Genomic DNA, 26,777 nt, shown 5'->3' with positions numbered 1-26,777 from the left:
GATAAAAAGGCGAGACTTCAAGCCATTCAGAGTCTTGTTGGAGGTGCCTAACGTAGTCATCGTTCGGTTCGAGGGACGGGCCGAGGGACTGCTTCCGGGAGATGAAGGCTATGCGTGCGGTGATTCAGAAGAGCTTTGGTGGGCCTGAGGTGCTCGAGGTTGTGGAGACCGAGAAGCCGGAGTTGCTGTCGGGGGAGGTGCTGGTTCGGGTTAAGGCCAGTGCGGTGAATCCTGTTGATATTGCGGTGCGTTCGGGGGCGTTCCCGTTGCTGGGGCAGCCGCCGTTCGGGGTGGGGTGGGATATCTCGGGTGTGGTTGAGGAGACCGGGCCCGGGGCTCGGTACGAGGTGGGGGAAGAGGTTTACGGGATGCCGTTCTTCCCGCGGGCTGCAACGGGTTACGCGGAGTATGTGGCGGCGCCTTCGCGGCAGCTTGCGCGGAAGCCGAAGTCGCTCAATCACGTTGAGGCTGCGGCGCTCCCGCTCGCGGCGCTCACGGCCTGGCAGGGGCTGGTCGACAAGGCCGGCGTGAAAGAGGGGGATCGGGTGCTGATTCACCGGGCTGCCGGTGGGGTCGGGCATTTGGCGGTGCAGATCGCGAAGGCGAAGGGCGCGTATGTGATCGCGTTGGCCAGTGCGGGCAAGCACGAGTACGTGAAGAGCCTGGGGGCCGATGAAGTGATCGATTACCGGACAACCGATTTCACCGAGGCGGTCAAGGATGTCGACATTGTTTTCGACTCCGTCGCCGATGGGGCGCGGTCCCTTTCGGTGTTGAAGCCGGGTGGGGTGTTGGTGACGATTCTGGAGCACCCGAGTGCTGAGCTGGAGAAGACGGTGAAGGAGTCGGGACGGCGGTTCGCCGGGGTCTCGGTGGAGCCGGATTACTGGGCGCTGGAGCAGATCGCGGAGTTGGTGGATGCCGGGAAGATTCGGCCGACCATCGCCGAGACGCTGCCGCTGGAAGAGGCGGGGAAGGCACACGAGATCGTGGCTTCGGGGCAGACCGTGGGCAAGGTTGTGCTCACCGTCGCGTGAGGTGTCGGCGAATAATCGGGGCGGAATCCGGGTTGTATCGCGCGGATCGGCGGTTGAAGGAGAGCAGTGATGGATGTGCTGAGTGAGGCTTTGGCCTCGATGCGGACGGGTGCGCCGAATTCGGTGCGCACCGAGGGCCGGGCACCCTGGGGACTGCAGCTGCCGCCGACCGCGGGCGCCGGATTCCATGTGGTGCTGCACGGGACCTGCTGGTTCTATCCCAATGAGGATCCGGCCCGGGCGATCGCCATGGGCCCCGGTGATGTGGTGTTCGTCCGGGACGGGTCGGGCCATATCCTGGCCGACCACCCGGACACCACGCCACAGGTTCCGGAACCCGAGCAGTACGTTCATCTCCCGCCCGTCGGCGTGCTCCGGCTCGGCGGGGAGGGCCCGACCACCAGCCTGCTGTGCGGGAATTATCACCTCGACGGGCAGCGCCCGCATCCACTGCTCAAGCAGCTGCCCGAGGTGATCTACCTGCCCGCCCGGCACGGCCGCCATCCGGAACTCGCCGCCGCGATCCATTTGCTCGGCGCGGAGCTCGACAACCCCCGCATCGGCTCGCACGGCATCGTGCCCGCGCTCATCGACTCGCTGCTGCTCTACATCCTGCGCGCCTGGATCGAGGATCAGCCGCAGTCGGAGACCGTCGGATGGGCTGCGGCCCTGCGTGATCCGGCCGTCGCCCCGGCCTTGGCCGCCATGCACGACGATCCGGCCGCGCCGTGGACCGTGCAATCACTGGCCGACCATTCCGGCCTGTCGCGGGCCGCGTTCGCCCGCAAGTTCAATGCCATGGTCGGCGAACCGCCACTGGCCTACCTGACCCGCTGGCGACTCACCACCGCCGCGCAGCTGCTCCGTGAAGACGACCTGGCCATCGAAAAGGTCGCCACGCGAGCGGGATACAGCTCCGAGTTCGCCTTCGGCAAGGCGTTCAAACGCGAATACGGCCTGGCCCCAGGCCAATACCGCCGCCAGGCCAAAGCTGCCGCCTGACTTTGTACACATGTGGAAAGGCCCCTGTGGATGGATCCCACAGGGGCCTTTCGCTTATCGCCTGGGTTCTGGAGGAACCCGCCTCACAGCCACGTATCGAGCGTCGTGGTCGTGAGGAAGTGTTCGAGGTCCGCGCGCCAGGGCGCGGGCGTCGACTTCTCCGGTTCGATGGCCGTGTACTGGCCTCGATAGAAGAGCAGCGGCCTGCCGGAGTCGGTGGACTCCGACAGGGCCTGGACACGACCGATCACGATGTAGTGATCGCCGCCGTCGAGCACGTTGTCCACAGTGCACTGGATCGTGGCCAACGCGCCGTCGAGCACCGGGAGCCCCAGTTCCGAGGTGTGCCAGTCGATTCCGGCGAACTTATCGGGTTCGCGGGAGCCGAAGCGGGCGCACACCGGCTGTTGTTCCTCGGCGAGCATGTTCACGGCGAAGGAGCCGTTGCGTTCGATCGCCGCCCAGGAGCGGGACTCCTTGGTGGGGCAGAACAGCACCAGCGGCGGATCGAGGGACAGGGCGGCGAAGGACTGGCACGCGAAACCGATCGGCCCACGCGCGTCACCCTCGCCGTCGAAGGTGGTGATGACGGTGATGCCGGTGCAGAACTGCCCCAGCACATTCCGGAACTGCCGCCCGTCGATGACGGGTTGTGCGTCGGTGGTCATACCCCTGTCCGTTCTCGCTACTTGAATCCGACGGTGAAGTCGTGACCCCACAGGCTGACCGCGGTGGATTCCCGCGGCACGTAGGTGTGGTCGTCGACTTCCAGTCCCTCGCAGCCGAATTCGATGTCGAATCCGCCCGGCGTCTTCATGTAGAACGACAGCATCTTGTCGTTGATGTGCCGGCCGAGGGTGGCCGACATCTTGACCTTCTTGCGGTTCGCGCGATCCAGGCAGAGGCCGACGTCGTCAGAGTTCTCCACCTCGACCATCAGGTGCACGATGCCGGTCGGGTTGGGCAGCGGCAGGAACGCCAGCGCGTGGTGACGCGGGTTGCAGCCGTAGAAGCGCAGCCAGGCCGGGTCGCCGTCGGCGGGACGGCCCACCATCTGCGGGGGCAGCCGCATGGAGTCACGCAGCCGGAAGCCCAGCACATCCTGGTAGAACGCCTGCGCCGCAGCATCATCCGTGCAGGTGAGGACCACGTGGCCCAGGCCCTGCTCGGCGGTCACGAACTTGTGGCCGTACGGGCTCACGAAGCGACGGCCCAGGTACTGCGCGCCGTAGTACGCCTCGAGGGTGTTGCCGCCCGGATCCTGGAACCGGATCATGCCCTCGACGCGACGCTCGGCGAGCTCTTCCTTGCTGCCCTCGGTGAAGGCGACCCCGGCCTTGGCCAGGGTCTCACGCAGCGCCTGCATGCTGCGCGCGTCGGTGACCTCCCAGCCCGAGGCCTGCAGCCGGTCGTGCTCGCCCGGCACGATCACCAGGCGCGCGGCGTAGTCGTCCATGCGCAGGTAGAGCGCATCGGGGTTGAGGCCCGAGCCCTCCATCATGCCGAGCACCTTGAGCCCGTATTCGCGCCAGGCCGCCATATCGGTGGCCTCGATGCGCATGTACCCGAGCGCCTTGATCATGCTCACTTCTCCTTGACGCCGAGCAGGAAGTCGGTTGCCAGGCGGTTGAATTCGTCGAACTTCTCCAGCTGTGCCCAGTGTCCACAGCCGCCGAAGACATGCAACTGCACGCGCGGGACCATCTTCAAGGCCACGAGCGCGCCGTCGATCGGGTTTACCCGGTCCTCGCGGCCCCAGATCATCAGCACCGGCTGGCGCAGCTTGAACGCGTCGCGCCAGATCATGCCCTTGGCGAAATCCGGTCCGGCGAACGACTTGCCCATGGCGCGGGTCGCGGCCAGCGACTCCGGCAGGCTGGCCGAGGCGAAACGCTCCTCGACGAGTTCCGGCGTGATCAGCTTCTGGTCGAAGACCATGATCCGCAGGAACGCCTCCAGGTTCTCCTTCGTGGGTTCGAAGTTGAACTTGGACAGCAGCTTCACGCCCTCGGTGGGGTCCGGCGCGAACAGGTTGGTGGACAGGCCACCGGGGCCCATCAGCACCAGCTTGCCGGCGCGGTCCGGGTAGTCCAGCGCGAAGCGGGTGGCCGCGCCGCCGCCGAGCGAATTGCCCAGCAGGTGCACGCGATCGGTGATCTCGAGGTGATCGAGCAGATCCTTCAGCGCCGTCGCCGAGTGCACGAAGTACTGCGGGTGCTCGGTCGGCTTGTCGGACTGACCGAAGCCGGGCTGGTCCACGGCCAGGACGTGAAAGTCCTTGGCCAGCACCGGAATGTTCTTGGCGAAGTTGGACCAGGACGACGCGCCCGGGCCGCCGCCGTGCAGCAGCACGATGGTGGGGCCGTTGCCGACCCCCGCCTCGTGGTAATGCAGCTTCAGGTCCGGTCGCACCTGCGCGTAGCGCGAGGTGGACTCGTAGGTGATTTCCGCGGCGGGCCGCGCATTGTCTTCAGTCACAGCGGTCATGGATTACACCATCGTGTCGGTGATCGGGAGCCCGAACGCGTGCGTGCCGTACATGACGTAGGCGCGCTCGGCGTCATTGGCCGCGTGCACCCGACCGGCGTGCGCGTCACGCCAGAAGCGCTGCAGCGGAGTGCCGTTGGCCAGGGCGGTGGCACCCGACGCCTCGAACAGCTTGTCGATCGACGCGACGGCGCGGCCGGTGGCGCGCACCTGGTCACGACGGGCGCGGGCACGCACGTCGAACGGCACGTCCTCGCCGCGCAGCAGGTAGGCGTACTCGTCGGCGACATTGCCCGAGAGCTGACGCCACGCGGCGTCGATGTCACTGGCGGCCTCGGCGATGCGCACCTTGCCGAACGGGTCGTCCTTGGCGTTCTCGCCCGCGTAGGCGGCGCGCACGCGCTTGCCCTGGTGCTCGACGTGGGCTTCGTAAGCGCCGTAAGCCATTCCGACGATGGGGGTCGAGATGGTGGTGGGATGGATGGTGCCCCACGGCATCTTGTAGACCGGGTCGGTGTTCTGCTCCAGGCCGGGCGCCTTCAGCTCGCTCATGGCGCGGAAGCTGAGGAAGCGGTGCCGGGGCACGTAGACGTTCTCGACCACGATGGTGTTGGAGCCGGTGCCCTTGAGGCCGACCACATTCCACACGTCGTTGATGGTGTACTCGCTGCGCGGGATCAGGAACGAGCCGAAGTCGACCGGCTTGCCGTTCTTGATCACCGGTCCGCCGACGACCACCCAGTCCGCGTGGCCCGAGCCCGAAGACCAAGCCCAGGAACCGTTCACGGTGTAGCCTTCGCCGTCCTCGGTCACCAGGCCGGCGCCCATGGGCGCGTACGACGAGGAGATCCGGACGTCTGTGTTCTCGCCCCAGACCTCTTCCTGCGCGCGCTGATCGAACAGCGCCAGGTGCCAGTTGTGGACGCCGATGATGCCCGCGACCCAGCCGGTGGAACCACACGCGCTGGCGATCTTGCGGACGGTGTCGTAGAAGACGACGGGATCGGCCGCGTAGCCGCCCCACTGCTTGGGCTGAAGCAGCTTGAAGAATCCGGCGGCCTCGAGTTCCTTGATGGACTCCTCGGGGATCTGGCGCAGATCCTCGGCCTGCTGGGCGCGTTCACGCAGGGTGGGCAGCAGCGCCTCGACCCGCTCAACTACTTCTTGCGTCATCTCGCCAGTTGCTCCTGCCTGGTGCGGTGTTCAGCGGTCTTCGTGTGCCCCTGAGAGTAGAACACGTTCTTATTCCTGTCGAGAACGTGGTGCTGAAGCGGCTTTGGACGACCCTATCCAGGTAGTTGGTCCTATCGCTGGATAACTGCCAGCCAATTTTGTAACGTGTTCTAGTACATCCATAGGAGGATCAACGATGGCGACATCCCCCCAGGGGCCCCGCGGGAAGGTCCGCGAGATCGACGTGGGCTCGATGCCCACCCGGTTCGCGAGGGGCTGGCACTGCCTGGGCCTTGCCAAGGACTTCCGCGACGGCAAGCCGCACGCGGTCAATGTATTCGGCACCAAGCTGGTCGTGTTCAAGAACAGCCAGGACGAGCTGAAGGTGCTGGACGGCTACTGCCGCCACCTGGGTGGCGACCTCTCCATGGGTGAGGTGAAGGGCGACTCCCTCGCGTGCCCGTTCCACGACTGGCGTTGGGGCGGCGACGGCAAGTGCACCGGCATTCCCTACGCGAAGCGCGTGCCCCCGCTGGCCCGCACCCGCGCCTGGACCACGCTCGAGCGCAACGGCCAGCTGTTCGTCTGGCACGACCACGAGGGCAACCCGCCGCCGGAAGAGGTGACGATCCCTTATATCGAGGGACCCTTCACCAATGCGGACGGCACCGCCTCGGAGGAGCTCAACGACGGCTGGACCGAGTGGACCTGGCACTCGCTGCTGATCGAGGGCGCCAACTGCCGCGAGATCATCGACAACGTCGTGGATATGGCGCACTTCTTCTATATCCACTACGCCTTCCCGACGTACTTCAAGAACGTCCTCGAGGGCCACGTCGCCACCCAGTACCTCAAGACCACGGGCCGCCCCGATATCGGGCAGGCCGCCGAGGCCGGCATCGATGTGACGCTGGAATCCGAGGCGTCGTACTTCGGGCCGTCGTACATGATCAACCCGCTGCTCAATATCTACAGCGGCTTCCAGGTCAAGACGGTCCTCATCAACTGCCACTACCCGGTCACGCAGAACTCCTTCATGCTGCAGTGGGGTGTCGCGCTGGAGAAGCCGAAGGGGCTGCCCGAAGCGCAGGCCCAGGCCTTCGCCGCCAAGATGACCGAGGGCGTGTCCGAGGGCTTCCTGCAGGACGTCGAGATCTGGAAGCACAAGTCCAAGATCGACAACCCGCTGCTGACCGAGGAAGACGGCCCGGTCTACCAGCTGCGTCGCTGGTACGACCAGTTCTACGTGGATGTCGCCGACATCGACCCGAAGTCGGTGCAGCGCTTCGAATTCGAGATCGACACCACCAAGGCCGTCGAATCCTGGACCGCCGAGGTCGAGGAGAACCTGCGCAAGAAGCGCGAAGCCAAGGAAGCCGAAGCGGCCGTGGCCGATGCGGCGTCCTCGGAGGAGGCAGGAGTCTGATGACCAGCTGGGCGAAGGCACCGGATTTCGCGGACCGTCCGGAACAGCGTGACCAGGTGCGCGCCCAGACGGTCCTGGACAAAGAGCACTACATGGAAGCGGGCATGACACCCATCGCGTGTCAGACCTGCGGCAACGAAGTGCTCGTGCGCAAACACTCCAGCAACCAGAAAACCGTGCAGTGGCAGTCGGATCCGGCCGCCCGCTGCCCGGTGTTCCAGAAACTGGCCGAGAACGGGCCCATCATGGGCAAACCCGACTCCTGCCCGAACCTCGAGAAGACCATCGAGCACGCAGTGGCCGAGGGAATTCTCGAAGTCGACCAGTAGGCACGACTGCCGAAAGTGGCTCAGTCGAGCCGGAAATCGGCGAAATCGAAACCGGGGGAGACCACACAGCTCACCAAGCTGTAGTGGTCTCCCGCCGGTTTGGCGGCTTGGCTGACCCCACCGGGGACCACCGCCGAGGGGCGCTGCCCCTGCTCGACATCGGGACCGAGGACGATCTCCTCACCCCCGATGTTCAGCAGCAGCGGCCCACCCCGATGCCAGAACCAGATCTCATCCGACGCCACCGTATGCGGCGCGGACTTCTCCCCCGCCAGCAGCAGGTAATAGATGGCCGTCCCGCTGCTCCGCGGTCCCGCATACCCCTCCGGCTCGAATTCCACTCCGCTACGCCAGGTTTCCCGAAACCACCCACCCTCGGGATGCGGCTCCAGATCCAACTCCACGGCCAACTTCGGACGATCGTCACGCGGCTCAGAGGCGTTCATGACCCCACTGTATTGCCCGCCGCAGGCAGACACCGCCCGGCGCGGTCATCCCACGCACCCCGGCCGCCCCTTGCTCGTCGGCCGTTGCGGCCGAGTCCCGCACGGCGAGCTGGGCTTGGGTTGGGCAGCGCTATTGCGGTGTGATCTGCCAGGTGATGCCGTGGGGTGCAAGGGAGTTGAGGAAGTCCTCGGCGTCGAAGGCTTCGGCCGGTGCCAGTGCGCCGGGCTTCGCGGTGCCATCGGCCAGGCGCACGGCTGCCTCGACCGCCATCAGCGCGGAATCGCGGTAGGAGTCGACGCCGCTGACCAAGCCACGCACCACGCCACCGTCGACACCGAAGACGTCCGCGACCAGGTAGTAGCGCAGATCAGCGTCCGGTGCGTCGGGCATGTCATCGAGCGCGGCGGGGGTGAAGCCGCTCAGGTGCCCGAGGATCTCGACATCGAGGGCGCCCGCCACATAGGACACGTCGGAATGCCGGGGGATGGTGAGGACCGGCGGCTGCGCGAACTTGGCCACCTGGGTCGGCGTGGTCGAGTCGGGGAAGGTGATCTCGGTGTAGCGCGCGACCGGGCCGGTGCGGAATTCCCCGCCCTCGTAGTGCCAACCGCCCGACAGGAACCAATCCAGGCTGGCCAGAATGGTTTTCGCGCTGCCCTTGGAGCCATTGCCGCCGCTGCGGCTGAGATGGCTGAGGATTACCTCCGCCGGACCGGTGACGCGGCGGGTCGCCAGATGGGCCAGCAGATCACCCGACAGGTTGCTGTCGGTGATGCCGGAAACCACGGTCACACCGGCATTTTCGGCTCGGGTCCCGTATTCGTCGAGCACCCGCCGCAGGAACAACTGCTCGCCGGAGATGTCGGTGTAATGTGCCCCGGCGTCGATGGCGGCGGCCAGGATCGGCTCGCCGATCTCCACATAGGCGGGCAGCGAGCTGATCACCACATCCGCGCCGCGGAAGGCGGCGATCAGGGCGGCGCGGTCGTTCAGATCCGCGACCCGGATCACGGCATCGGGCAGGCCCGCCGCGTCGGCTGCGGCGCGCAGCCGATCGGCGTTGCGGCCCACCAGGATCGGGGTCAGGCCGCGGCGGTGGAGGTCGGTGAGGAGGTAGCCGCCGGTGTGGCCGTTCGCGCCGTAGACCGCGATGACCGGCTGCTTCCGCTGTGCTTCGCTGTTCGTCATGATTCAAAGCTATGGGCTGGTAATGAGCATTTGAATGGCTGAATTGCTCACTCTGATGTCTGAAACGCTCATCGTCTGATCGGTATGGTGAACAGGTGGACATCCTCAGCGAGACCATCGCCGCCATTCGAACCGGCAGCCCCGCCTCCGGGCTGTTCATCCGGCACGCGCCCTGGGGGCGGCGCTATCCGAAGGTGCCCGGCGCGGGATTCCATGTGGTGCTGCAGGGTTCGTGCTGGGTGCGGCCGCCGGACGGGAAACCGATCGCGCTCGGAGCCGGAGATGTGCTGTTCATGCCACGCGGCGAGGTGCACGACATCATGGATGCGCTCGACACCCCGGTCACCGAGCTGGCGATTCCCGGTGAGCCCCGGGAGCTCCCCGGGCCGGGGGTGCGCGCGGTATTGGTGTGCGGGGCTTACGGACTCGGCGGCCGGCGCAGCCATCCGCTGCTGGACGAGCTGCCCGAATTCATTCACCTGCCCGCACGACCCGGACGGCATCCGGCGCTGCGCTCCGCGGTCGATCTGCTCGCGTGCGAGATCGCCGAACCGCGTCCGGGCACCGACGCCGCCATCCCGGCTCTCCTCGACACTCTGCTGCTGTTCATGCTGCGCGCCTGGTTCGACGAGCAGCGGTCCCCGACCGGCTGGGCGGGCGTCTTCGGCGATCCGGTGGTGACGGATGCCCTGCGCGCGATTCACGCTGAGCCGCAACGAGCCTGGACCGTCGCCGAACTGAGCGCCGTCGCGGGCGTCAGCCGGGCCACGCTGGCGCGCCGCTTCCTCGGCACGGTCGGTGAACCGCCGCTGTCCTATCTGACCCGGTGGCGCATGCTCACCGCCGCCCGGCTGCTGCGCGAGACCGACGCCGCGCTCGCATCGATCGCCCGAAAGGTCGGCTACCAGAGCGAATTCGCCTTCGCGAAGGCATTCAAACGCGAATACGGTCTCGCCCCCGGCCATTACCGGCGCGCCGACGAGCAGCCCGAGGTCCTCGCCGTGTGAACGGCCCCGCCGCCGGATTCGGCATAGGGTGGGCAGAGTGACGGACTGGCGTGCACGCAAGGGACCGATCGGGGTTTTGACGGGAGCGGGGATCTCGACGGACTCCGGCATACCGGATTTCCGTGGGCCGCGCGGGACTTGGACCAAGGATCCGATCGCGGAACTGCTGTCGACCTACCAGAACTATGTCGCCGATCCGGAGCTGCGGGTGCGGGCCTGGCTGGCGCGCCGCGACAATCCGGCCTGGCAGGCGACCCCCAATCCGGCGCACGCGGCACTGGTGCGGCTGGCCGGGGAGCGGCAGGTCGGGATCATCACCCAGAACATCGATCGACTGCATCAGCGTGCCGGGTCCGGTGACGTGGTGGAGATCCACGGCAATATGTTCGAAGTCGTCTGCATCGACTGCGAATTCACCGATTCCATGGCCGCGACCCTGGAACGGGTGGCCGCGGGCGAGCCGGATCCGGTCTGCCCGGCGTGCGGCGGCATCCTGAAGGCGGCCGTCATCATGTTCGGTCAGCAACTCGACACGACCGCCATCCGCGCCGCCGTGCAGATCGCCGAGACCGCGGAAATCTTTCTGGCCGTGGGTAGTTCGCTGCAGGTCGAGCCCGCCGCATCGATGTGCGCGGTGGCGGTGGACGCGGGGGCCGACCTGGTCGTGGTGAACAACGAGCCGACCCCCTACGACGAGTTCGCCGCCGAGATCGTGCGCGACCCGATCGGGGAGGCGCTACCCCGGCTGGTGTCGGAGATCCTGGGGGACTGAGGGTTTCAGCTGAACGGGGTCTTGGGGCGCGGCTGCATTTCGCCGTCCACCCAGATGTCGACCTTCTCGTTGTAGAACGACGCGAACCCGGCGATCTTCTGACTCTCCGGCAACGGGGTCCGGTAGATCCACACCAGATCCGGGTGGCTGGTCTCACCCAGCTGAACATTCCAATACTCGGCGTGACCCTTGTACGGGCACGAGGTCCGGGTCTGCGACGGCTGCAGCAGATCCATGCGGATATCGGTGAGCGGCAGGTAGTAGCGCGCGGGCAGCCCGGTCTCGAACAGGATGTGCGGGGTGTGCGAGTCGGCCAGGACCTGGCCGTCCAACTCCACCCGGATGTGGCGGGAGCTGGCCAGGATATCGACCCGGGTGTAGGGGTCGCGCGGGTGGACGTAGATCGGCTCGTCCTCCTCGAACCATTCGTCCATCGCCGCGAAGTCCAGTTTCACCAGGTCGCGCAGTTCCTCGATCGGGGAGTCGAGGTGGCGGACGGCCGCGCCCGCGGCGGTGATGCCGTCGGCCACCACATCGAATTCGGTGCCGTTGCCGCGGCTGGGGGAGTGCCGGGTCTGGCCGTTGGGTTCCAGCTTCACCGCCAGGTCGGCGACCGGCAGGTAGTAGGTGGGGTAGTGGGGTGATTCCCACACCAGCGTCGGGTGGATGCTGTCGGCGGCCAGGTGACCGCCCAGGTAGGCGCGCACCCGCTTGGCGCTCGGTTCGACGCGTACCCGGCCACGCTGTGTCTCGGTCATACCTCCCGACGGTACCCCCGGGATGGAAACGCCTGTCCACGATGGTGATTCGCGCATCTGCGGCATACCCGGGCGCAGCGGCCGGACGGGCGATTTTCACCTGCTGACCAGCCTCGATATGGTGTTCTGGCAACACTGGAGCAACTCAAGAAGGTGGCGGTCAGATGTCGGAACCCGGCAGTGCCCAACTGACGGACACGGGCAATGGCGAGCAGCAGGAACTGCGGACCGGCCTCCGGCGACGGCACATGACCATGATCGCGATCGGCGGCGCCATCGGCGCGGGCCTGTTCGTCGGCAGTGGCTCGGTCATCAAGACCGCCGGACCCGCCGCCATCCTGTCCTACGCGGGAGCCGGACTCGTCGTGCTGTGCGTGCTGCGCGCGCTCGGTGAAATGGTGGTGGCTCGGCCGGTCGCCGGATCCATGGGCGAGTACGCGCGCATGGCCATGGGACCGTTCGCCGGGTTCACCGTCGGCTGGCTGTACTGGTACCTCTACGTCATCCTGGTCGGGGCCGAGGCGGTGGCCGGCGCGGCCATCCTCGGCAGCTGGATCGACCTGCCCCAGTGGGTGCTCTCGGCCGCCTTGCTCGTCCTCATGACCGCGGTGAACCTGGTCTCGGTGCGATCGTTCGGCGAGTTCGAATTCTGGTTCGCCTCCATCAAAGTGGTGGCCATCGTGCTGTTCCTGGCCGTCGGACTGTCCTGGGTGTTCGGCCTGTGGCCGGGGTCCGAGGCGGGCTTCGCCAATCTCACCCAGCACGGCGGTTTCGCGCCCAACGGCGTCGGCGGCATCTTCTCCGCCATCGTGGTGGTGATGTTCGCCTTCGGCGGCACCGAGATCGTGACCGTGGCCGCCGCCGAATCCAAGGAGCCCGGCCCGGCCGTGGCCCGCGCCACCAACAATGTGCTGTGGCGGGTCGGCCTGTTCTACGTGGCCTCGATCTTCCTGGTGGTGACCATCCTGCCCTGGAACGACGCCAAGGTCTTGCAGAGCCCGTTCGTCAGCGCCCTCGACCACATCGGCATCCCAGCCGCGGGCACCATCATGCAGGTCGTCATTCTGACCGCGGTCCTCTCGGTCCTGAACTCGGCCATCTACGTCTCCTCCCGCATGCTCTACGTCCTCACCCGCGACGGCGACGCCCCCGCCTCCCTGGTGAAACTCAACAAGCGCGGCGTCCCCGCCCGAGCCGTCCTGCTCGGCACCATCGCCGCCTGGGGCGCCGTCATCGCCTCCTACATCTCCCCCGACCAGGTCTTCACCTTCCTGGTCAACTCCATCGGCGTAGTCCTGGCCTTCGTCTACGTGGCAATCATGTTCTCCCAGCTCCGACTTCGAGCCCGCCTCCGCCGAGAAGACCCCTCCGCCCTCACCTACCGCATGTGGGGCTACCCCTACATCAGCTGGGCCGTGGTGATCGCCATCTTCGCCGTCTTCGTAGCCATGGCCCGCAACCCCGACCAACGCCCCCAACTGATCGCCTCCACCATCAGCCTCCTGGCCGTGATGGCGATCTACCCACTCCGAGCCAAACTGGGCCGCAAGGAACCGGTCCGAGAGGTCCAGGTCCTACACCACTGACCTACTTGTCGAGGGGTTTGATGATGACCGCGGTGCCGTAGGCGGCGACTTCGCTCATGGTGTTGGCGATTTCGTTGCAGTCGAAGCGCATGGCGATGACGGCGTTCGCGCCGTAGGCGATCGCGTGTTGGCACATCCGCATGATCGCTTCGTGGCGGGACTGGTAGAGCAGCTGCGTGTACTCGTGGATCTCGCCGCCGCCCAGCGCTCGGAAACCGGCGGCGAAGTTCGCGCCGAGGCCGCGGCTGCGGACGGTCAGGCCCGCGACTTCGCTGATTACCTGGGTGATTTCGTAGCCGGGGACGTCGTTCATGGTGGAGACCAGGATCGGGAACTGGGGGCCCGGGGCCTGCTGCTGTTGGGGCTGGCCCTGCTGCGGATAAGGGGCTTGGCCCTGCGGGGGATACGGCTGCTGGGGCTGCTGCGGGTATCCGGGCTGCGACTGGCCTTGCTGCGGGTGGGGGTACTGCCCTTGTGGCGGCATGGGTTGGTTCATGAGCGGGATGGTACGGGGCGGAACGGAACGCGGACCGCACCCGACGGGTGTGGTCCGCGAACTTTGGAGGACGGCGGGATCGAAGTCGGGAAGTTGTGCGGCGAGGGAGTTTCCGAGGTTTTCCCGGGCGGCGGCCGGCCGGTCCCGGCCCACAGACGGCGAACGGCCCGCACGTGATGGGCGTGCGGGCCGTTCTGTCCCTGAGCGGGTCTGTTGCCGAATCCCTGGTCAGGCCGGGCGGGCCAGGGGTCGGGCGGGGGTGCCGAAGAGCTGGGTGTCGGCGTGGGCGCGCTTGAAGAACAGGTGCGCGTCGTGCTCCCAGGTGATCGCGATACCGCCGTGCATCTGGACGGTTTCGGAGACCACCGAGTTGAAGGTGTCGATGGCGTGCAGGCGGGCGGCCTGGATATCGATCGGGTCGATCACGCCCTCGGCCAGGCCCGCGATGGCGAGGTAGGCGATGGAGCGGGTGGATTCGACCAGGACGTACATGTCGGCCATGCGGTGCTTGAGGGCCTGGAAGCTGCCGATCGGGCGACCGAACTGCACGCGGGACTTGGAGTATTCGACGGTCATGTCGAGGCACTGCTCGGCCGCGCCCAGTTGCTCGGCAACCACTGCGGCCCAAGCGATTTCGCGCAGGCGGGTGACGTTGAGGGTGCCGAGCGGGCGGGCCGTGACACCGTCGAAGTCGATCCGTGCGAGTTTGCGGGTCGGATCCTGGGTGACGACGGCGGTACGGGTGACGCCCGCAGCGTCGGCGTCCACCTCGAACAGGCCCGCCTCGGTCAGCACCAGCAGCGTGTCCGCGAACACCCCGTCGAGGACGTAATGCGCCGAGCCGGAAAGGGTTTCACCTGTGGGCTTGACCCCGAACGAGTCCCAGCCGCGCGGCCCGGCCCAGCACAGCGCCAGCGTCCGTGCACCCTCGGCGACTTCGGGCAGCAGCCGCTCGTTGGCCTCGGTGTTCCCGGCCAGCAGCAGCGCCTGCACACCCAGCACGGCGGAGCCGAGCATGGGCGGCGCGGAGAGCGTGCGCCCGAGTTCCTCGACCACCAGCAGGGATTCGACCAGGCCGACCCCGACCCCGCCGAACTCCTCCGGAATCGCCAGCGCCGCAACGCCGACCTGCTCGCACAGCAGCGACCACAGCTGCTCGTCGTACCCGCGCTCGCTCTCCAGCCCGCGCCGCACGGCCGCGCTGTCCCCGTGCTTGGTCAGCACCGCGCGCACGGTGGTGACGAGTTCCTGCTGTTCGGCAGTGAGGCTCATGCGTTGGCTCCCAACGTGTCGATAGTGCTCATGCGACGCTCCCGGCGCGCAGGGCGGTGGCGATGCGGGCGCGGTGCTGGGCGGGGGTGCCCCAGGCCGAGCGCAGCGCGGTGACCTTGGTCAGCCACAGCGAGAGATCGCATTCGGCGGTGTAGCCGATCGCGCCGTGCACCTGCAGGGCGATGCGGGCGGCCTGGTAGGCGGCCTCGCCGCAGGCAAGCTTGGCGGCGGAGATGTCGCGGCCGCGAGTCTCGCTGTCCGCGTTCGACTCCAGGGTGAGTGCGGCCCGGTAGAGCAGGGGCAGCGCCATTTCCAGGCCGATGTGGGCGTTGGCGAGGTGGTGCTTGATGGCCTGGTTGCGGCCGATCGGGGTGCCGAACTGCTGGCGCTGCTTGACGTACTCGACGCTGGTGTCCACCAGCGCCCGGCCCGCGCCGAGCAGCTGCGCGGCGGCCGCCAGAGCGGCGGTGTCGAAGGCCAGATCGATGGCGGCGGAAACGCCTTCGCCCTCGGCCAGGGTCTCGCCCGCGGTCACGGTGAACAGGCGGCGGGCCGCGTCCACCGAGGTCACCAGGTCGCCGGCGGTGCCGAGCGCAACCCGGTCACCCTCGGCGATCAGCACCAGGTCGGCGATGTCGGCGTCCAGTGCGGTGGCCGCACCCGCGGCCCGGCCCGCATTGGCCCCGGCCGACGCGGTCACCGCGAGGGTGCCCAGCTTCGCGCCCTCGGCCAGCTCCGGCAGCCGCTCGGCGGCGAGCGCCGCATCCGGAAGCGCCTGCAGCAGTGCGGGAATTGCGGCGGCGGTCTCCACCAGCGGCCCGGGCACGGCGGCCCGGCCGATCTCGGTGAAGGCCACGATCATCTCGACCGGGCCCGCGCCGAAGCCGCCGTTCGCCTCGGTGACGGTCAGCCCCAGCGCACCCGCCTCGGCCAGCTGGCCGAGCAGCGCGCGTCCGGCGGCGGAATCGCCCGTGCCCCAGGCCCGGACGACACCGGGCGTCTTGGCGGCCTCGCTCATCTTGCGCAGGCTGGCGGCGAAATCGTTCTGTTCTGCGGTCAATGCGAATCGCATGTCGTCGTCCTCCCTGTGGCTATCGCGGCAGGCCGAGCAGGCGTTCGGCGATGATATTGCGCTGAATCTCGTTGGTACCGGCGTAGATCGGGCCCGCCAGCGAGAACAGGTAACCGTCGGTCCAGGCCGACTCCTGCTCCGCCGCCGCACCGTGCAGATCCAGGGCGGTCTCGTGCATGGCGATGTCCAGATCCGACCAGAACACCTTGTTCACCGAGGATTCCGCGCCCAGCTGACCGCCGTCGGCCAGGCGGGTCACGGTGGCCCAGGTGTTGAGGCGGTACGCCTCCGCGCCCACCCACGCGTCGACCACGCGGTCGGCGGCGGCGGTATCGGACTCGTCGGCCGCGTCCCGCCACAGCTCGATCAGCTTGGCGGCGGTGGCGGTGAACCGGCCGGGCGCGCGCAGCGACAGGCCGCGCTCGTTGCTCGAGGTCGCCATGGCGACCTTCCAGCCGTTGTTGGCCTCGCCGATCACGTCGGCGTCCGGCACGAACACATTGTCCAGGAAGATCTCCGCGAACCCGGGCTCACCGTCCAGCTGCGGAATCGGCCGCACCGTAATGCCTTCCGCGGTGAGCGGGAACATCAGGTAGGTCAGGCCGCGGTGCCGTTCGGCCTCCGGGTCGCTGCGGAACAGGCCGAAACCCCAGTCCGCGAACGAGGCCCGCGAACTCCACGTCTTCTGCCCGTTGAGCAGCCAGCCGCCCTCGGTGCGCTTGGCGGTGGAGCGGATGCCCGCCAGGTCGGACCCGGCCTCCGGCTCGGACCACGCCTGCGCCCAGATGTCGTCGGCGCGCGCCATTCTCGGCAGGATGCGCGCGAGCTGCTCGGGGGAGCCGTGCTCGAACAGGGTGGGCGCGAGCAGGAAGATGCCGTTCTGCGAGACGCGTCCCGGCGCGCCCGCGGCGTAGTACTCCTCCTCAAAGATGACCCATTCGGTCAAAGAGGCGTCGCGGCCGCCGTACTCGGCGGGCCAGGCGACACAGGAGAGCCGGGCCTCGGCCAGCTTGCCCTCCCACGCCCGGTGCGCCTCGAACCCCTCCTTGGTGTCCATGGACGGCAGGGGAGTGGCGGGCACATTGGCCGCCAGGAACGCGCGCACCTCGGCGCGGAATTCCTCGGTCTTGGCGTCGAATTCGAGATCCACTTACTCGGCCCCGTCTTTGTTGGTAGCGGCGGCCGCGTCGGTGGCGGCGGCCTTCATGGACTTGGCGTTCATCCCGCCGAGGGAGTCCGCTCCGACCTCGGCATTGTGCGCGTGCGCGAAATGGTGCAGCCCGAACACGGAATCCATGCCCGCGCGCATCCCCATCAGGTCCTCGCACTGGTTGACGGCCTTCTTGGTCAACGCCAGCCCGAACTGCGGCATCTCCGCGATCTTCTCGGCCAGCGCGAAGGTCTGCGCCTCCAGCTCCTCGCGCGGTACAACGCGATTGAGCATGCCCCACTCGTAAGCCTGTGCGGCGGTGAAGCGTTCACCGGTGAACAGGATCTCCTTGGCGCGGCGCGGCCCCAGCATCCACGGATGCGCGAAGTACTCGACGCCCGGAATACCCATGCGGACAACAGGATCGGAGAAGAACGCGTCCTCGGAGGCCACGATCATGTCGCAGGACCAGGCCAGCATGAGGGCACCGGCGATGCACGCGCCCTGCACCATGGCGATGGTCGGCTTGGGGATCTCCCGCCAGCGCCGGCACATGCCCAGGTACACCTCGGACTCGCGGGCGAAACGCTGATCGCCGCCGAGCCGGTCGGTGTGGTCCCACCACAGCGCGGCCTTGTTCTCGTACTTGATGTGGTGATCCCGGCCCGGCGTGCCGATATCGTGCCCGGCGCTGAAATGCTTTCCGGCACCGCCCAGCACGATCACCTTGACCTCCGGATCCTCGACGGCCTTCACGAAGGCGGCGTCGAGCGCGTAGGTCATGACCGAGTTCTGCGCATTGCGGTAATCCGGCCGGTTCAGCGTGACAATCGCGAGCGGCCCGCGCTTCTCGTAGAGGACGACCTCGCCCTCATCGGGAATGGCTCCCGGTTGCTGGCTCACGCCTTCTCCTCACGTAGTTGCCGCTTGAGAACCTTCCCGGCGGCGTTGTAGGGCAGTTCATCCCGGAACTCGATGTACTTGGGGACCTTGAAGTTGGCCAGCTGCGTCTTGGCGTAGTCGCGCACCGACTCTTCGGTCAGCTCGGCCCCGGCCCGGCGCACCACGTACACCTTGCCGACCTCGCCCATGCGCTCGTCCGGCACGCCGATGACCGCGGTCTCCGCGACGCCCTCGAGCCGGGCCATGGTCTGCTCCACCTCGGCGGGATACACATTGAAGCCGCCGGAGATGTACATGTCCTTGAGCCGGTCGGTGACCTTCATGTAGCCGCGCTCGTCGATGACGGCGACATCGCCGGTGTGCAGCCAGCCGTCGCGGTCGATGGTGGCGGCGGTGGCCTGCGGATCGTCGAGGTAGCCGCGCATCACCTGGTCGCTGCGCAGCAGCAGTTCGCCATTGTCGGCCAGCTTCATCTCGAAGCCGTCGATGACGCGCCCGCAGGTGTTGGCAATGGTCTCGGCGGAATCCTCGGGCCGGCACATGGTGCCGAAGCCGCCGGATTCGGTCTGCCCGTAAGCGGTCAGCACCACCTCGAAATCGAGTTCGCTGCGCAGTCTTTCGATCAGCACGACCGGCACGGTGGCCGCGCCGGTGACCGCGACGCGCAGGCTGGACAGATCCGCCGCCGCGCGCTCCGGGTGGTCGAGGATGGTCTGGTGAATGGTCGGCGGACCGGTCAGCACGGTGATGCGCTCGTCGTGGATGAGGCGCATGGTCTCGCGCACGTCGAACACGGCCTGCGGAACGATCGTCGCGCCGGTCACCAGGGAGGTGAGGATGCCCGCCTTGTAGCCGAAGCTGTGGAAGAACGGCGGCACCACCAGGTAGCGGTCGGTGTGGTTCAGCGTCGCGCAGTCGGCCCAGGCGCGGGCGCTGGCCAGCACCTGGTGATGCGCGATCAGCACGCCCTTGCTGCGCCCGGTGGTGCCGGAGGTGAACAGGATGTCCGAAAGATCGTCCGGCGAGACCGATTCCGCGCGGGCGATGGCGTCCTCGAGGCTCACGGCCTCGGCCACCTTGCCCAGTTCCGACCAGGCGATGACCTTGCCCGACGCGTCCTCGACCGGCGTTTCCCCTTCGACCGGAATCACGATGGCCGTCTCGATGCCCAGATCGGGTGCGGCGGCCCGCAATTCGGCCAGCCGGTCGCGGCCCAGGAAGGTTCCCGCGACGAACAGCGCCTTGGCCTCCACCCGCGCCAGCACGTCCACCGACTCGGCGGCCACGTATCGGGTATTGAGCGGCACGATGACGGCGCCCACGTAATGGGTGGCCAGCACCGCGGTCACCCAGTGATGGGTATTGGGCGCCCAGATGCCGATCCGATCGCCGCGCTGGATGCCGCGCGCCAGCAGCGCACGCGCGGTCTCACGCACCGAGTCCAGCAGCTGCGACCAGCTCAGGCGCACGGCACCGTCGCCCACGGCGGGTGCGTCACCGTAAAGGTGCGCGGCCTCGTGCAGGGCGAGCGGTGTGGTCTGCGGAGGAGATGTCACGGGGCGTCCTCGCTGTCCGGGAATGGGTCTAACAAAGCAAGTGCTTGGTAGGTTACTCTACCGACGTGAGCATGATCCAGACCCCCGAACCGGCCAGCGGGATTGAGCCACCCGAGGATGCCGAATTCCGCACCGAGGTGCGCGAATGGCTGGCCGAGAACCTGAACGGCCAGTTCCGCGAGCTGCGCGGTCTGGGCGGTCCCGGCCGCGAGCACGAAGCCTTCGAAGAGCGGCTGGAGTGGGATCGCGCCCTCGCCGCCGCCGGACTGACCTGCCTGGGCTGGCCCAAGGAATGGGGCGGCCGCGACGCCACCCTGCGCCAGCAGGTCATCTTCCACGAGGAGTACGCCAAAGCCGATGCGCCGAGCCGGGTCTCGCACCTCGGTGAGGAACTGCTCGGCCCCACGGTCATCGCCTTCGGCACCGAGGAGCAGAAGAAGCGCTTCCTGCCGGGCATCCGCAATGTCACCGAGCTGTGGTGCCAGGGCTATTCGGAGCCGGGCGCGGGCTCGGACCTGGCCGCCGTCTCCACCTCCGCCCAGCTCGACGGCGACGAGTGGATCATCAACGGCCAGAAGGTCTGGACCTCGCTGGCGCACCTGTCGGACTGGTGCTTCGTGGTCGCCCGCACCGAGAAGGGCTCGACCCGCCACCACGGCCTGTCGTATCTGCTCGTGCCGATGAAGCAGCCGGGTGTCGAGGTGCGGCCGATCATCCAGCTCACCGGGACCGCGGAATTCAACGAGGTGTTCTTCGAGAATGCCCGCACCGCCGCCGATCTGGTGGTCGGGCAGCCCGGTGACGGCTGGAAGGTCGCCATGGGCACGCTCACGTTCGAGCGTGGCATCTCGACCGTCGGGCAGCAGATCCGCTACGCGCGGGAGCTCGCCGACCTCGAGGCGGTCGCCCGCGAGAACGGAGCGATCGAGAACCCGGTCCTCGCCGACCGTTTCGACAAGGCGTGGGTCGGCCTGCGGGTGCTGCGCGCGCACGTGCTGCGCACCCTGGAATCCGGCCACGACGGAGCCTCCGTCGACGCCCGCACCGCCGCCGGGCAGGCGTCGGTGACCAAGCTGCTGTGGGCCAATTGGCATCGCGGACTGGGTGAATTGGCCATGGACGTGCTCGGCGCGCCCGGCCTCATCGCCGACGGCCCGGGCGACGATCTCAATGCCTGGCAGCGCATGTTCCTCTTCACCCGTGCGGACACCATCTACGGCGGTTCGAACGAAGTGCAGCGCAATATCATCTCCGAGCGCGTGCTCGGACTTCCCCGAGAGGCTCGACCGTGAGTGATCTGTCCACCGCCCCCGAAATCACCCCCGGCCACAACCTGCTCGCGGGCAAGATCGCGGTCGTGACCGCGGCCGCCGGCACCGGTATCGGTTCGGCCACCGCGCGCCGCCTGCTCTCCGAGGGCGCGGACGTGGTGGTGTCCGACTGGCACGAGCGTCGCCTGAAGGAGACCGAGGAGGCGCTGAAGGCCGAATTCCCGGACCGCCGAGTCGCTTCCGTGCCGTGCGACGTCAGCTCCACCGAGCAGGTCAACGCGCTCATCGTCGGTGCGGTCGCGGCGTTCGGCCGCATCGATGTGATGGTCAACAATGCCGGTCTCGGCGGCGAGGTGCCCGTGGTCGACATGACCGACGAGCAGTGGGACAAGGTCATCGACATCACCCTCAACGGGACCTTCCGCGCGACTCGTGCGGCGCTGGCGTACTTCCGCGAGGCGGGCCACGGCGGCGTCATCGTCAACAATGCCTCGGTGCTCGGCTGGCGTGCCCAACACGGCCAGGCCCACTACGCCGCCGCCAAGGCAGGCGTCATGGCGCTGACCCGTTGCAGCGCAGTCGAGGCCGCGGAGTTCGGCGTGCGCATCAACGCGGTCGCCCCGTCCATCGCCCGGCACGCCTTCCTGGACAAGGTCACCTCGGCAGATCTGCTCGATCGTCTGGCCGCCGGTGAGGCGTTCGGCCGGGCCGCCGAGCCGTGGGAGGTGGCCGCCACCATCGCCATGCTCGCGAGCGACTACACCACCTACCTGACAGGTGAAGTGGTTTCCATTTCCAGTCAGCGCGCGTAATTCGGATTTCGCGCCCGCGCAACCGAATTAGTGCGTTCGATCGGCACGGAATGCTGTGTCGGTCGACACGGAATGCTGTGTCGTAAGGTCGCAGCTTTTCTCACTGCCGCGTCCCCGAGGGGGCGCGGCAGTCTCTTTTTTATTCGGGGCGCAAAATGGCTGGCGCTTACATGGTGTCGTTGTGCAATCCTGGTTTAGGCCGGTACCGCTAGTCGAAGGGCACGACCCATGGGTCCGGATCACAGAAAACAGGCAGTTCCAGCACAAGCCCCCGAGGAAATGGAACTCGAGCTGGTGCGCGAGGTGGTTCTGGCGCGCCGCAGGCTCGACAATGTCGTTCTGGCCGCACTGACTTTGGGTGCGGAATTGCTCGATCACGACTCCGAGCGGGCGACCGCCATGCGCGCGGCGCAGATCCTCGAACAACACGCCGTGGACGAATCCGATGTGTCGCGGGATCCGCGCGGCGCGTTGCGGCGGGACATGGTTCGCGATCGCGATCGGGCGCGCCGCCTCGGCCTGTCGCGCGCGACCGGATTCGAGGATTCCGAGGCGGATCGTCGCCGCCGCAAACGGACCGCCCTGCTTTGCGAGGTGCGTGCCGATCTTTTGGAGGTGGTACGCAATTGCCGCCGCCTGCGCTACGACCAGCTGGCCTTCGCCGACGGCATCGCACAGGGATTATGTGCTGCCACAGACAAACTGGTGGTGGGGGCCGATATGGAGACATATAAGGCGTGGCAGCGGGGGATGGTCCTCAAGCTCATCGAGGAACCCGCCCACGACGGCGTGCCGGGCCGCGTCATGGCCACGGTCGACGCCGGACCCGGCCAGGAACCGATGACCGTCGAATGGGACAGCCCCGAACGTCGCCTGGCCCTGGTGGCCCGCATGGCCCGAGCCGGAATCTCACCGGTGATCATCTGCGACCGACTACTCGCCGACCTGTCCGTCTCGTCACCCCTGCGCTACTCGATCCGGTGACCCGCATCTTTGCGCCAATACCCACAAGGTCGCGGCCCGCCTCGGTCTGGACTGACGGAGCGGGGGAGCGAAGCGGAGGAGCGGAGGAGGGAAGACCGAGGTAACAGGGCCGCGACCCGCGACGCCGAAGGCGGCGCAAATAGGCACTGTGGACCAAGCAAATGCTTGGTTGTATATTGACGGGGTGACCCAACCTGACCCCTCCAAATCAGCACGTCGCAACGAGCTGCTCGGCCTGGCCGCGAACCTATTCGCGGAACGGGGGCTGCGCGCCACCACGGTTCGTGACATTGCCGACGCGGCGGGGATTCTATCCGGGAGTCTCTACCACCACTTCGATTCCAAAGAAGCCATGGTGGACGAGATCCTGCGCGGGTTCCTCGACGACCTCTTCGGCCGCTACCGCGAGACCGTGGCCGCGGGCCTGCCCGCGCGCGACACGCTGGAAGCCCTCGTCGTCGCGTCCTACGAGTCCTTCGACCAGTCCCACGCGGCCGTGGCCATCTACCAGGCCGAGGCCAAACGCCTCAGCGGCACACCGCGATTCGACTACATCGCCGAATACAACAAGGAGTTCCGCGAGCTCTGGTACCAGGTGCTGACCAATGGCGTCGCCGACGGCAGCTTCCGGCCCGAGATGGATATCGAACTGGCCTACCGGTTCCTGCGCGACACCGTGTGGGTGTCGGTGCGCTGGTATCAGCCCGGCGGTCGAATCACCGTGGACAACCTTGCCAAGCAGTACCTGACCATCGTCCTCGACGGTCTCATCAATCCCGAGCACAGCGTCTAGTTCTCAGCTCTCGTACGAAGCAGTAGGAGTTCCCATGTCAGCACCGTCCCGCCGCCAGTACTCGCCGATGCGTGAGGCGTATGTGATCGACGCCGTGCGTACCCCGGTCGGTAAGCGGGGCGGTTCGCTGGCCGCCGTGCACCCGGCCGATCTCGGTGCCGCGGCGATCAAGGGCCTCATCGAACGCAACAACCTCACCCCGGCCGCCGTGGACGATGTGGTGTTCGGCTGCTGCGACACCATCGGCCCGCAGGCCGGAAACATCGCGCGCACCGCGTGGCTGGCCGCGGGCTACCCGGAGTCGGTTCCGGGCGTCACCGTGGACCGGCAGTGTGGCTCCTCGCAGCAGGCCATCCACTTCGGCGCACAGGCCATCATGTCGGGTACTTCCGAGGTGATCGTGGCCGGCGGCGTGCAGAACATGTCGGCGATCCCGATCTCGGCGGCCATGCTGGCCGGGCAGGCGTACGGCTTCGATTCGCCGTTCGTCGGCGCGCACGGCTGGGACCACCGCTACGGCACCGGTGAAGTGTCGCAGTTCAATTCGGCCACCATGATCGCCGAGAAGTGGGACATCTCCCGGCGTGACATGGAGGAGTGGGCGCTGCGCAGCAACGACCGCGCCCGCAAGGCCATCGTGGACGGCAAGTTCGACCGCGAGATCGTGCCGGTCGGCGACTTCTGGATCGACGAGACCCCGCGCGAGACCACCCTGGAGAAGATGGCCGGGCTGCAGCCGCTCGCCGAGGGCAGCCGCATCACCGCCGCACTGGCCAGCCAGATCTCCGACGGTTCCAGCGCCACCCTGCTCGCCTCCGACTGGGCGGTCGCCGAATACGGCCTCACCCCGCGCGCCCGCATCCACCACGTGAGCGCGCGCGGCGCGGACCCGATCTACATGCTCACCGCGCCGATCCCGGCCACCAAGTGGGCGCTGGAGAAGACCGGGCTGACCATCGACGACATCGACGTCATCGAGATCAACGAGGCGTTCGCGTCGGTCGTGCTGGCCTGGATCAAGGAGACCGGGGCCAACCCCGACAAGGTCAATGTCAACGGCGGCGCCATCGCGCTGGGCCACCCGCTGGGCGCGACCGGGGCGAAGCTGTTCGCCTCCCTGCTCAACGAGCTGGAGCGGGTCAACGGCCGCTACGGCCTGCTGACCATCTGCGAGGGTGGCGGCACCGCCAACGTCACCATCATCGAGCGCCTGGGCTAGTCCACCGCTGTCTTTCCGCAAGCCGCGCATCGGGTTCCGGTGCGCGGCTTTCGCATTCGCGCCCCCGTAATGTCCGCTATCGTCGGACGATAGACCAGTTGACAGCGGAATAGTTCCGGGGTGGGAACTGGATGAACGAGAACCTGCCGCGTCGTGGGTTCCTGCTGGGAGCCCTCGGAATAGCGGGAATGGGCTATATCGCAGCGGCGGCCGCCGACCCGGTACCACTGCCGCCGCCACCCGTGCCCGTGCCGCCGCTGCCCGCGCCCACCTTCACGCCGCTCAACTACCATTCGCCGGCCCTGGAGCCCTTCGTCGACGAGCTGCCCATTCCCGAAACCCGGCCGGTGGCAGGCGAATTGGCGGCCACCTCGGGAATGCACAGCTATCACCGGGATCTGCCGGAGACCCGCAGCTGGGGCTACGGGCAGCCGGTACTCGGGCCGAATCTGGAGGCGTGGCGGGATCGCGTGGCGCGCATCGTGTTTCGCAATGATCTGGGCGCCCACCCGCTGGCCGCGGACGTCGACCTCACCATGCACGGTGTCACCGAGCTCGACCGCACCGATCCACGTTTCACCGTGCACCTGCACGGCGGCACCAATGCGCCCGACTCGGACGGGCATCCGCTCATCGGCTGGCGCAACGGGGGCCGCGCCGCCTTCGAGTACGTGAACCGGCAGGAGGCGGCGACCCTCTGGTATCACGATCACGCCATGGGCATCACGCGGCTCAACATTCAGGCCGGGCTGGCCGGAATGTATTACGTGCGAGACGAATTCGACACCGGACGCGACGACAACCCGCTCGGGCTGCCCAGCGGCGAGTTCGAGATCCCGCTGATCGTGCAGGATCGCACCTTCAATGCCGACGGTAGCGTGCAGCCGATGGTCGCGACCTATATTCCCCAGGGCTACAACCAATCCGGGCAACTGGGGGATGTGTGCTGCGTGAACGGGACGGTGTGGCCGTTCCTGCGGGTGCGGCGCACCGTCTACCGGTTCCGGCTGCTCAACGGATCCAATTCCCGCCCTTACATTTTCGAGTTCTCCAACGGGATGCTGTTCTTCGCCATCGGGGGCGATCTGGGCCTGCTCAACGGCCCGGTGCCGACGCCGTCGATCCGGGTCAGTCCCGGTGAAAGAGTGGATCTGCTGGTCGATTTCAGCGGCATCGGGGACGGCGAGACCATCGATCTGATCAACACCGCCAAGAACGATCTCGGCAACACCGTGTTCATGGCTCCGGAGCTGCGGCCCATCATGCGCTTCATCGGCGCGGGCGACGGCCCGGCTCGCGCCATTCCGTTCACCCTGCGCGGCGGCCCGGGTCAGCCGGACGCGCTCGAACCCGTCTATCGCCCGAATGCCAAGCGCACCATGACATTACTCGGGCTCAACGACGATTCCCGGGCCGCGGCGGTCTTCCCGACCATGATGTCGCTGAACAATCTGGCGTTCCTAAGCTCCGACATCGATATGGCGCGCGCCGGGACCGTCGAACAGTGGGACATCGTCAACACCACCCCCTTCGATCATCCGATTCACTTGCACCTGGCGCGATTACGGGTACTCGGCCGCCAGCCCATCCTCACCTCGGCCTACTTCTTCGCCAACTATCCGCCCCCGTTCGGCACCCGCTGGGCACCGTCGGCCGACGGGTTCGCGATCGGTCCCGAACAGGGTCCGCCGCCCTGGGAGGCCGGGTGGAAGGACACCGTGGAGTGCCCGACCGACACGGTCACCCGGGTGCTGGTGAAATGGCCGTCGGTCGAGGAACTCGGCTTCGATCCGGACACGGTCATCATGATTCCGCCTGGCGCGGAGGCCATGTCGGCGACCGGGACGGGGATGTCGGCCGGGATGGGGGAGGCGATGGCCGAGATTCGCGGCTACGTCTGGCATTGCCACAACCTCGATCACGCCGATCACGACATGATGCAGCGGATCCGCATCCAGCCCTGACCGCTACCGGGAGCTGGAGGTTTGCTCGCACTAGTATGTGCGCGAGCTGGTTTCGGACCTTCGGCAGAAAGCG

At 67.4% G+C, this 26,777-nt stretch carries 26 protein-coding genes; 13 read left to right on the top strand and 13 right to left on the bottom strand.

Translation table 11 applies throughout. From position 1 onward, the window contains the following. Window positions 1-110 precede the first annotated feature (110 nt). The gene (locus ACFXHA_RS08945; protein ID WP_379354516.1) at window positions 111-1,037 is read left to right on the top strand and encodes an NADP-dependent oxidoreductase; all 927 of its coding nucleotides are present in this window, start codon (window positions 111-113) and stop codon (window positions 1,035-1,037) included. A 69-nt stretch (window positions 1,038-1,106) separates the two neighbouring features. Then, entirely contained in the window at window positions 1,107-2,039 is a 933-nt protein-coding gene (locus tag ACFXHA_RS08940; RefSeq protein ID WP_379354514.1) for a cupin domain-containing protein, read from the top strand. Window positions 2,040-2,122: 83 nt separating this feature from the next. On the opposite strand, the gene hsaB is transcribed toward ACFXHA_RS08940, so the two are convergent. The 4 genes from hsaB to hsaA are packed head-to-tail and all read right to left on the bottom strand — an operon-like array spanning window position 2,123 to window position 5,699. Further along, window positions 2,123-2,707, bottom strand: a complete 585-nt coding sequence (gene hsaB, locus ACFXHA_RS08935; RefSeq protein ID WP_379354512.1) for a 3-hydroxy-9,10-secoandrosta-1,3,5(10)-triene-9,17-dione monooxygenase reductase subunit — start codon at window positions 2,705-2,707, stop codon at window positions 2,123-2,125. 17 nt (window positions 2,708-2,724) lie between these two features. Beyond that, window positions 2,725-3,627, bottom strand: coding sequence for an iron-dependent extradiol dioxygenase HsaC (gene hsaC, locus ACFXHA_RS08930; RefSeq protein ID WP_379354510.1), 903 nt, complete (start codon window positions 3,625-3,627; stop codon window positions 2,725-2,727). Continuing rightward, window positions 3,624-4,526 carry a 4,5:9,10-diseco-3-hydroxy-5,9,17-trioxoandrosta-1(10),2-diene-4-oate hydrolase gene (hsaD, locus tag ACFXHA_RS08925; RefSeq protein ID WP_379354508.1) on the bottom strand — a complete coding sequence of 301 codons (903 nt, stop codon included), beginning with the start codon at window positions 4,524-4,526 and terminating at the stop codon, window positions 3,624-3,626. Before hsaD ends, hsaC begins: the two co-directional genes overlap by 4 nt. Before the next feature lie 3 nt (window positions 4,527-4,529). Beyond that, complete coding sequence (gene hsaA, locus ACFXHA_RS08920) at window positions 4,530-5,699, bottom strand: 3-hydroxy-9,10-secoandrosta-1,3,5(10)-triene-9,17-dione monooxygenase oxygenase subunit (protein WP_379354506.1); 1,170 nt, start codon at window positions 5,697-5,699, stop codon at window positions 4,530-4,532. A gap of 196 nt (window positions 5,700-5,895) precedes the next feature. On the opposite strand from hsaA, the gene ACFXHA_RS08915 reads away from it, so the two are divergent. Beyond that, window positions 5,896-7,125 (top strand): Rieske 2Fe-2S domain-containing protein, encoded by a 1,230-nt coding sequence (locus tag ACFXHA_RS08915; protein ID WP_379354504.1) that lies wholly within the window; start codon window positions 5,896-5,898, stop codon window positions 7,123-7,125. Next, window positions 7,125-7,454 carry a hypothetical protein gene (locus ACFXHA_RS08910; protein WP_379354502.1) on the top strand — a complete coding sequence of 110 codons (330 nt, stop codon included), beginning with the start codon at window positions 7,125-7,127 and terminating at the stop codon, window positions 7,452-7,454. The genes ACFXHA_RS08915 and ACFXHA_RS08910 overlap by 1 nt, the downstream gene beginning before the upstream one ends. Before the next feature lie 20 nt (window positions 7,455-7,474). Here ACFXHA_RS08910 and ACFXHA_RS08905 read toward each other — a convergent pair whose 3' ends face one another. Then, window positions 7,475-7,900 carry a cupin domain-containing protein gene (locus tag ACFXHA_RS08905; protein WP_379354500.1) on the bottom strand — a complete coding sequence of 142 codons (426 nt, stop codon included), beginning with the start codon at window positions 7,898-7,900 and terminating at the stop codon, window positions 7,475-7,477. A gap of 130 nt (window positions 7,901-8,030) precedes the next feature. After that, a complete protein-coding gene (locus ACFXHA_RS08900) occupies window positions 8,031-9,089 on the bottom strand; it encodes a saccharopine dehydrogenase NADP-binding domain-containing protein (RefSeq protein WP_379354498.1) in 1,059 nt (352 codons plus the stop codon). Between the two features lie 95 nt (window positions 9,090-9,184). Between ACFXHA_RS08900 and ACFXHA_RS08895 the strand changes: the two genes are divergently transcribed. Together ACFXHA_RS08895 and ACFXHA_RS08890 are read left to right on the top strand one after the other, a co-directional pair. Next, window positions 9,185-10,096 (top strand): AraC family transcriptional regulator, encoded by a 912-nt coding sequence (locus ACFXHA_RS08895; RefSeq protein ID WP_379354496.1) that lies wholly within the window; start codon window positions 9,185-9,187, stop codon window positions 10,094-10,096. A 37-nt stretch (window positions 10,097-10,133) separates the two neighbouring features. Beyond that, window positions 10,134-10,868, top strand: a complete 735-nt coding sequence (locus ACFXHA_RS08890; RefSeq protein WP_379354494.1) for an NAD-dependent deacetylase — start codon at window positions 10,134-10,136, stop codon at window positions 10,866-10,868. Between the two features lie 5 nt (window positions 10,869-10,873). On the opposite strand, the gene ACFXHA_RS08885 is transcribed toward ACFXHA_RS08890, so the two are convergent. After that, window positions 10,874-11,626, bottom strand: coding sequence for a DUF427 domain-containing protein (locus ACFXHA_RS08885; protein ID WP_379354492.1), 753 nt, complete (start codon window positions 11,624-11,626; stop codon window positions 10,874-10,876). A 164-nt stretch (window positions 11,627-11,790) separates the two neighbouring features. On the opposite strand from ACFXHA_RS08885, the gene ACFXHA_RS08880 reads away from it, so the two are divergent. Next, the gene (locus ACFXHA_RS08880) at window positions 11,791-13,212 is read left to right on the top strand and encodes an amino acid permease (RefSeq protein ID WP_379354490.1); all 1,422 of its coding nucleotides are present in this window, start codon (window positions 11,791-11,793) and stop codon (window positions 13,210-13,212) included. A gap of 1 nt (window position 13,213) precedes the next feature. On the opposite strand, the gene ACFXHA_RS08875 is transcribed toward ACFXHA_RS08880, so the two are convergent. The 6 genes from ACFXHA_RS08875 to ACFXHA_RS08850 form a co-directional block, all read right to left on the bottom strand. After that, on the bottom strand, window positions 13,214-13,708 hold the full coding sequence (locus ACFXHA_RS08875) for a YbjQ family protein (RefSeq protein ID WP_379354488.1): 495 nt from the start codon (window positions 13,706-13,708) through the stop codon (window positions 13,214-13,216). Between the two features lie 228 nt (window positions 13,709-13,936). Beyond that, window positions 13,937-14,980, bottom strand: a complete 1,044-nt coding sequence (locus ACFXHA_RS08870) for an acyl-CoA dehydrogenase family protein (protein ID WP_379354486.1) — start codon at window positions 14,978-14,980, stop codon at window positions 13,937-13,939. 28 nt (window positions 14,981-15,008) lie between these two features. Then, a complete protein-coding gene (locus tag ACFXHA_RS08865) occupies window positions 15,009-16,052 on the bottom strand; it encodes an acyl-CoA dehydrogenase family protein (protein ID WP_379354484.1) in 1,044 nt (347 codons plus the stop codon). Window positions 16,053-16,071: 19 nt separating this feature from the next. Then, window positions 16,072-17,202, bottom strand: a complete 1,131-nt coding sequence (locus ACFXHA_RS08860; protein WP_379354482.1) for an acyl-CoA dehydrogenase family protein — start codon at window positions 17,200-17,202, stop codon at window positions 16,072-16,074. Continuing rightward, window positions 17,203-18,105 (bottom strand): enoyl-CoA hydratase, encoded by a 903-nt coding sequence (locus ACFXHA_RS08855; protein WP_379354480.1) that lies wholly within the window; start codon window positions 18,103-18,105, stop codon window positions 17,203-17,205. Further along, complete coding sequence (locus ACFXHA_RS08850) at window positions 18,102-19,661, bottom strand: FadD3 family acyl-CoA ligase (RefSeq protein ID WP_379354478.1); 1,560 nt, start codon at window positions 19,659-19,661, stop codon at window positions 18,102-18,104. The genes ACFXHA_RS08855 and ACFXHA_RS08850 overlap by 4 nt, the downstream gene beginning before the upstream one ends. Window positions 19,662-19,732: 71 nt before the next feature. Between ACFXHA_RS08850 and ACFXHA_RS08845 the strand changes: the two genes are divergently transcribed. From ACFXHA_RS08845 to ACFXHA_RS08820, 6 genes are all read left to right on the top strand, one after another. Further along, the gene (locus tag ACFXHA_RS08845) at window positions 19,733-20,953 is read left to right on the top strand and encodes an acyl-CoA dehydrogenase family protein (RefSeq protein ID WP_379355025.1); all 1,221 of its coding nucleotides are present in this window, start codon (window positions 19,733-19,735) and stop codon (window positions 20,951-20,953) included. Then, window positions 20,950-21,744, top strand: a complete 795-nt coding sequence (locus ACFXHA_RS08840) for an SDR family oxidoreductase (protein WP_379354476.1) — start codon at window positions 20,950-20,952, stop codon at window positions 21,742-21,744. Before ACFXHA_RS08845 ends, ACFXHA_RS08840 begins: the two co-directional genes overlap by 4 nt. Before the next feature lie 279 nt (window positions 21,745-22,023). After that, window positions 22,024-22,728 (top strand): hypothetical protein, encoded by a 705-nt coding sequence (locus ACFXHA_RS08835; RefSeq protein WP_379354474.1) that lies wholly within the window; start codon window positions 22,024-22,026, stop codon window positions 22,726-22,728. Window positions 22,729-22,912: 184 nt separating this feature from the next. Then, complete coding sequence (locus ACFXHA_RS08830; protein ID WP_379354473.1) at window positions 22,913-23,521, top strand: TetR/AcrR family transcriptional regulator; 609 nt, start codon at window positions 22,913-22,915, stop codon at window positions 23,519-23,521. A 67-nt stretch (window positions 23,522-23,588) separates the two neighbouring features. Beyond that, window positions 23,589-24,740 (top strand): acetyl-CoA C-acetyltransferase, encoded by a 1,152-nt coding sequence (locus ACFXHA_RS08825; protein ID WP_379355023.1) that lies wholly within the window; start codon window positions 23,589-23,591, stop codon window positions 24,738-24,740. A 131-nt stretch (window positions 24,741-24,871) separates the two neighbouring features. Further along, complete coding sequence (locus tag ACFXHA_RS08820; RefSeq protein WP_379354471.1) at window positions 24,872-26,704, top strand: multicopper oxidase family protein; 1,833 nt, start codon at window positions 24,872-24,874, stop codon at window positions 26,702-26,704. Window positions 26,705-26,777 lie beyond the last annotated feature (73 nt).

The sequence above is a fragment of the Nocardia sp. NPDC059240 genome (genome assembly GCF_042753865.1).
In the GTDB taxonomy this organism is placed as follows: Bacteria; Actinomycetota; Actinomycetes; order Mycobacteriales; family Mycobacteriaceae; genus Nocardia.
Note: the sequence above shows the minus strand (reverse complement) of the source record. Positions and strands in the feature narration are given on the sequence as shown.

Bases quoted from the DNA above. Each gene is read 5' to 3' on its own strand.
- ACFXHA_RS08945 (WP_379354516.1), top strand. From the start codon at position 111: ATGCGTGCGGTGATTCAGAAGAGCTTTGGTGGGCCTGAGGTGCTCGAG.
- ACFXHA_RS08940 (WP_379354514.1), top strand. From the start codon at position 1,107: ATGGATGTGCTGAGTGAGGCTTTGGCCTCGATGCGGACGGGTGCGCCG.
- hsaB (WP_379354512.1), bottom strand. From the start codon at position 2,707: ATGACCACCGACGCACAACCCGTCATCGACGGGCGGCAGTTCCGGAAT.
- hsaD (WP_379354508.1), bottom strand. From the start codon at position 4,526: ATGACCGCTGTGACTGAAGACAATGCGCGGCCCGCCGCGGAAATCACC.
- hsaA (WP_379354506.1), bottom strand. From the start codon at position 5,699: ATGACGCAAGAAGTAGTTGAGCGGGTCGAGGCGCTGCTGCCCACCCTG.
- ACFXHA_RS08915 (WP_379354504.1), top strand. From the start codon at position 5,896: ATGGCGACATCCCCCCAGGGGCCCCGCGGGAAGGTCCGCGAGATCGAC.
- ACFXHA_RS08910 (WP_379354502.1), top strand. From the start codon at position 7,125: ATGACCAGCTGGGCGAAGGCACCGGATTTCGCGGACCGTCCGGAACAG.
- ACFXHA_RS08905 (WP_379354500.1), bottom strand. From the start codon at position 7,900: ATGAACGCCTCTGAGCCGCGTGACGATCGTCCGAAGTTGGCCGTGGAG.
- ACFXHA_RS08900 (WP_379354498.1), bottom strand. From the start codon at position 9,089: ATGACGAACAGCGAAGCACAGCGGAAGCAGCCGGTCATCGCGGTCTAC.
- ACFXHA_RS08885 (WP_379354492.1), bottom strand. From the start codon at position 11,626: ATGACCGAGACACAGCGTGGCCGGGTACGCGTCGAACCGAGCGCCAAG.
- ACFXHA_RS08880 (WP_379354490.1), top strand. From the start codon at position 11,791: ATGTCGGAACCCGGCAGTGCCCAACTGACGGACACGGGCAATGGCGAG.
- ACFXHA_RS08875 (WP_379354488.1), bottom strand. From the start codon at position 13,708: ATGAACCAACCCATGCCGCCACAAGGGCAGTACCCCCACCCGCAGCAA.
- ACFXHA_RS08870 (WP_379354486.1), bottom strand. From the start codon at position 14,980: ATGAGCCTCACTGCCGAACAGCAGGAACTCGTCACCACCGTGCGCGCG.
- ACFXHA_RS08865 (WP_379354484.1), bottom strand. From the start codon at position 16,052: ATGCGATTCGCATTGACCGCAGAACAGAACGATTTCGCCGCCAGCCTG.
- ACFXHA_RS08845 (WP_379355025.1), top strand. From the start codon at position 19,733: ATGATCCAGACCCCCGAACCGGCCAGCGGGATTGAGCCACCCGAGGAT.
- ACFXHA_RS08835 (WP_379354474.1), top strand. From the start codon at position 22,024: ATGGAACTCGAGCTGGTGCGCGAGGTGGTTCTGGCGCGCCGCAGGCTC.
- ACFXHA_RS08825 (WP_379355023.1), top strand. From the start codon at position 23,589: ATGCGTGAGGCGTATGTGATCGACGCCGTGCGTACCCCGGTCGGTAAG.
- ACFXHA_RS08820 (WP_379354471.1), top strand. From the start codon at position 24,872: ATGAACGAGAACCTGCCGCGTCGTGGGTTCCTGCTGGGAGCCCTCGGA.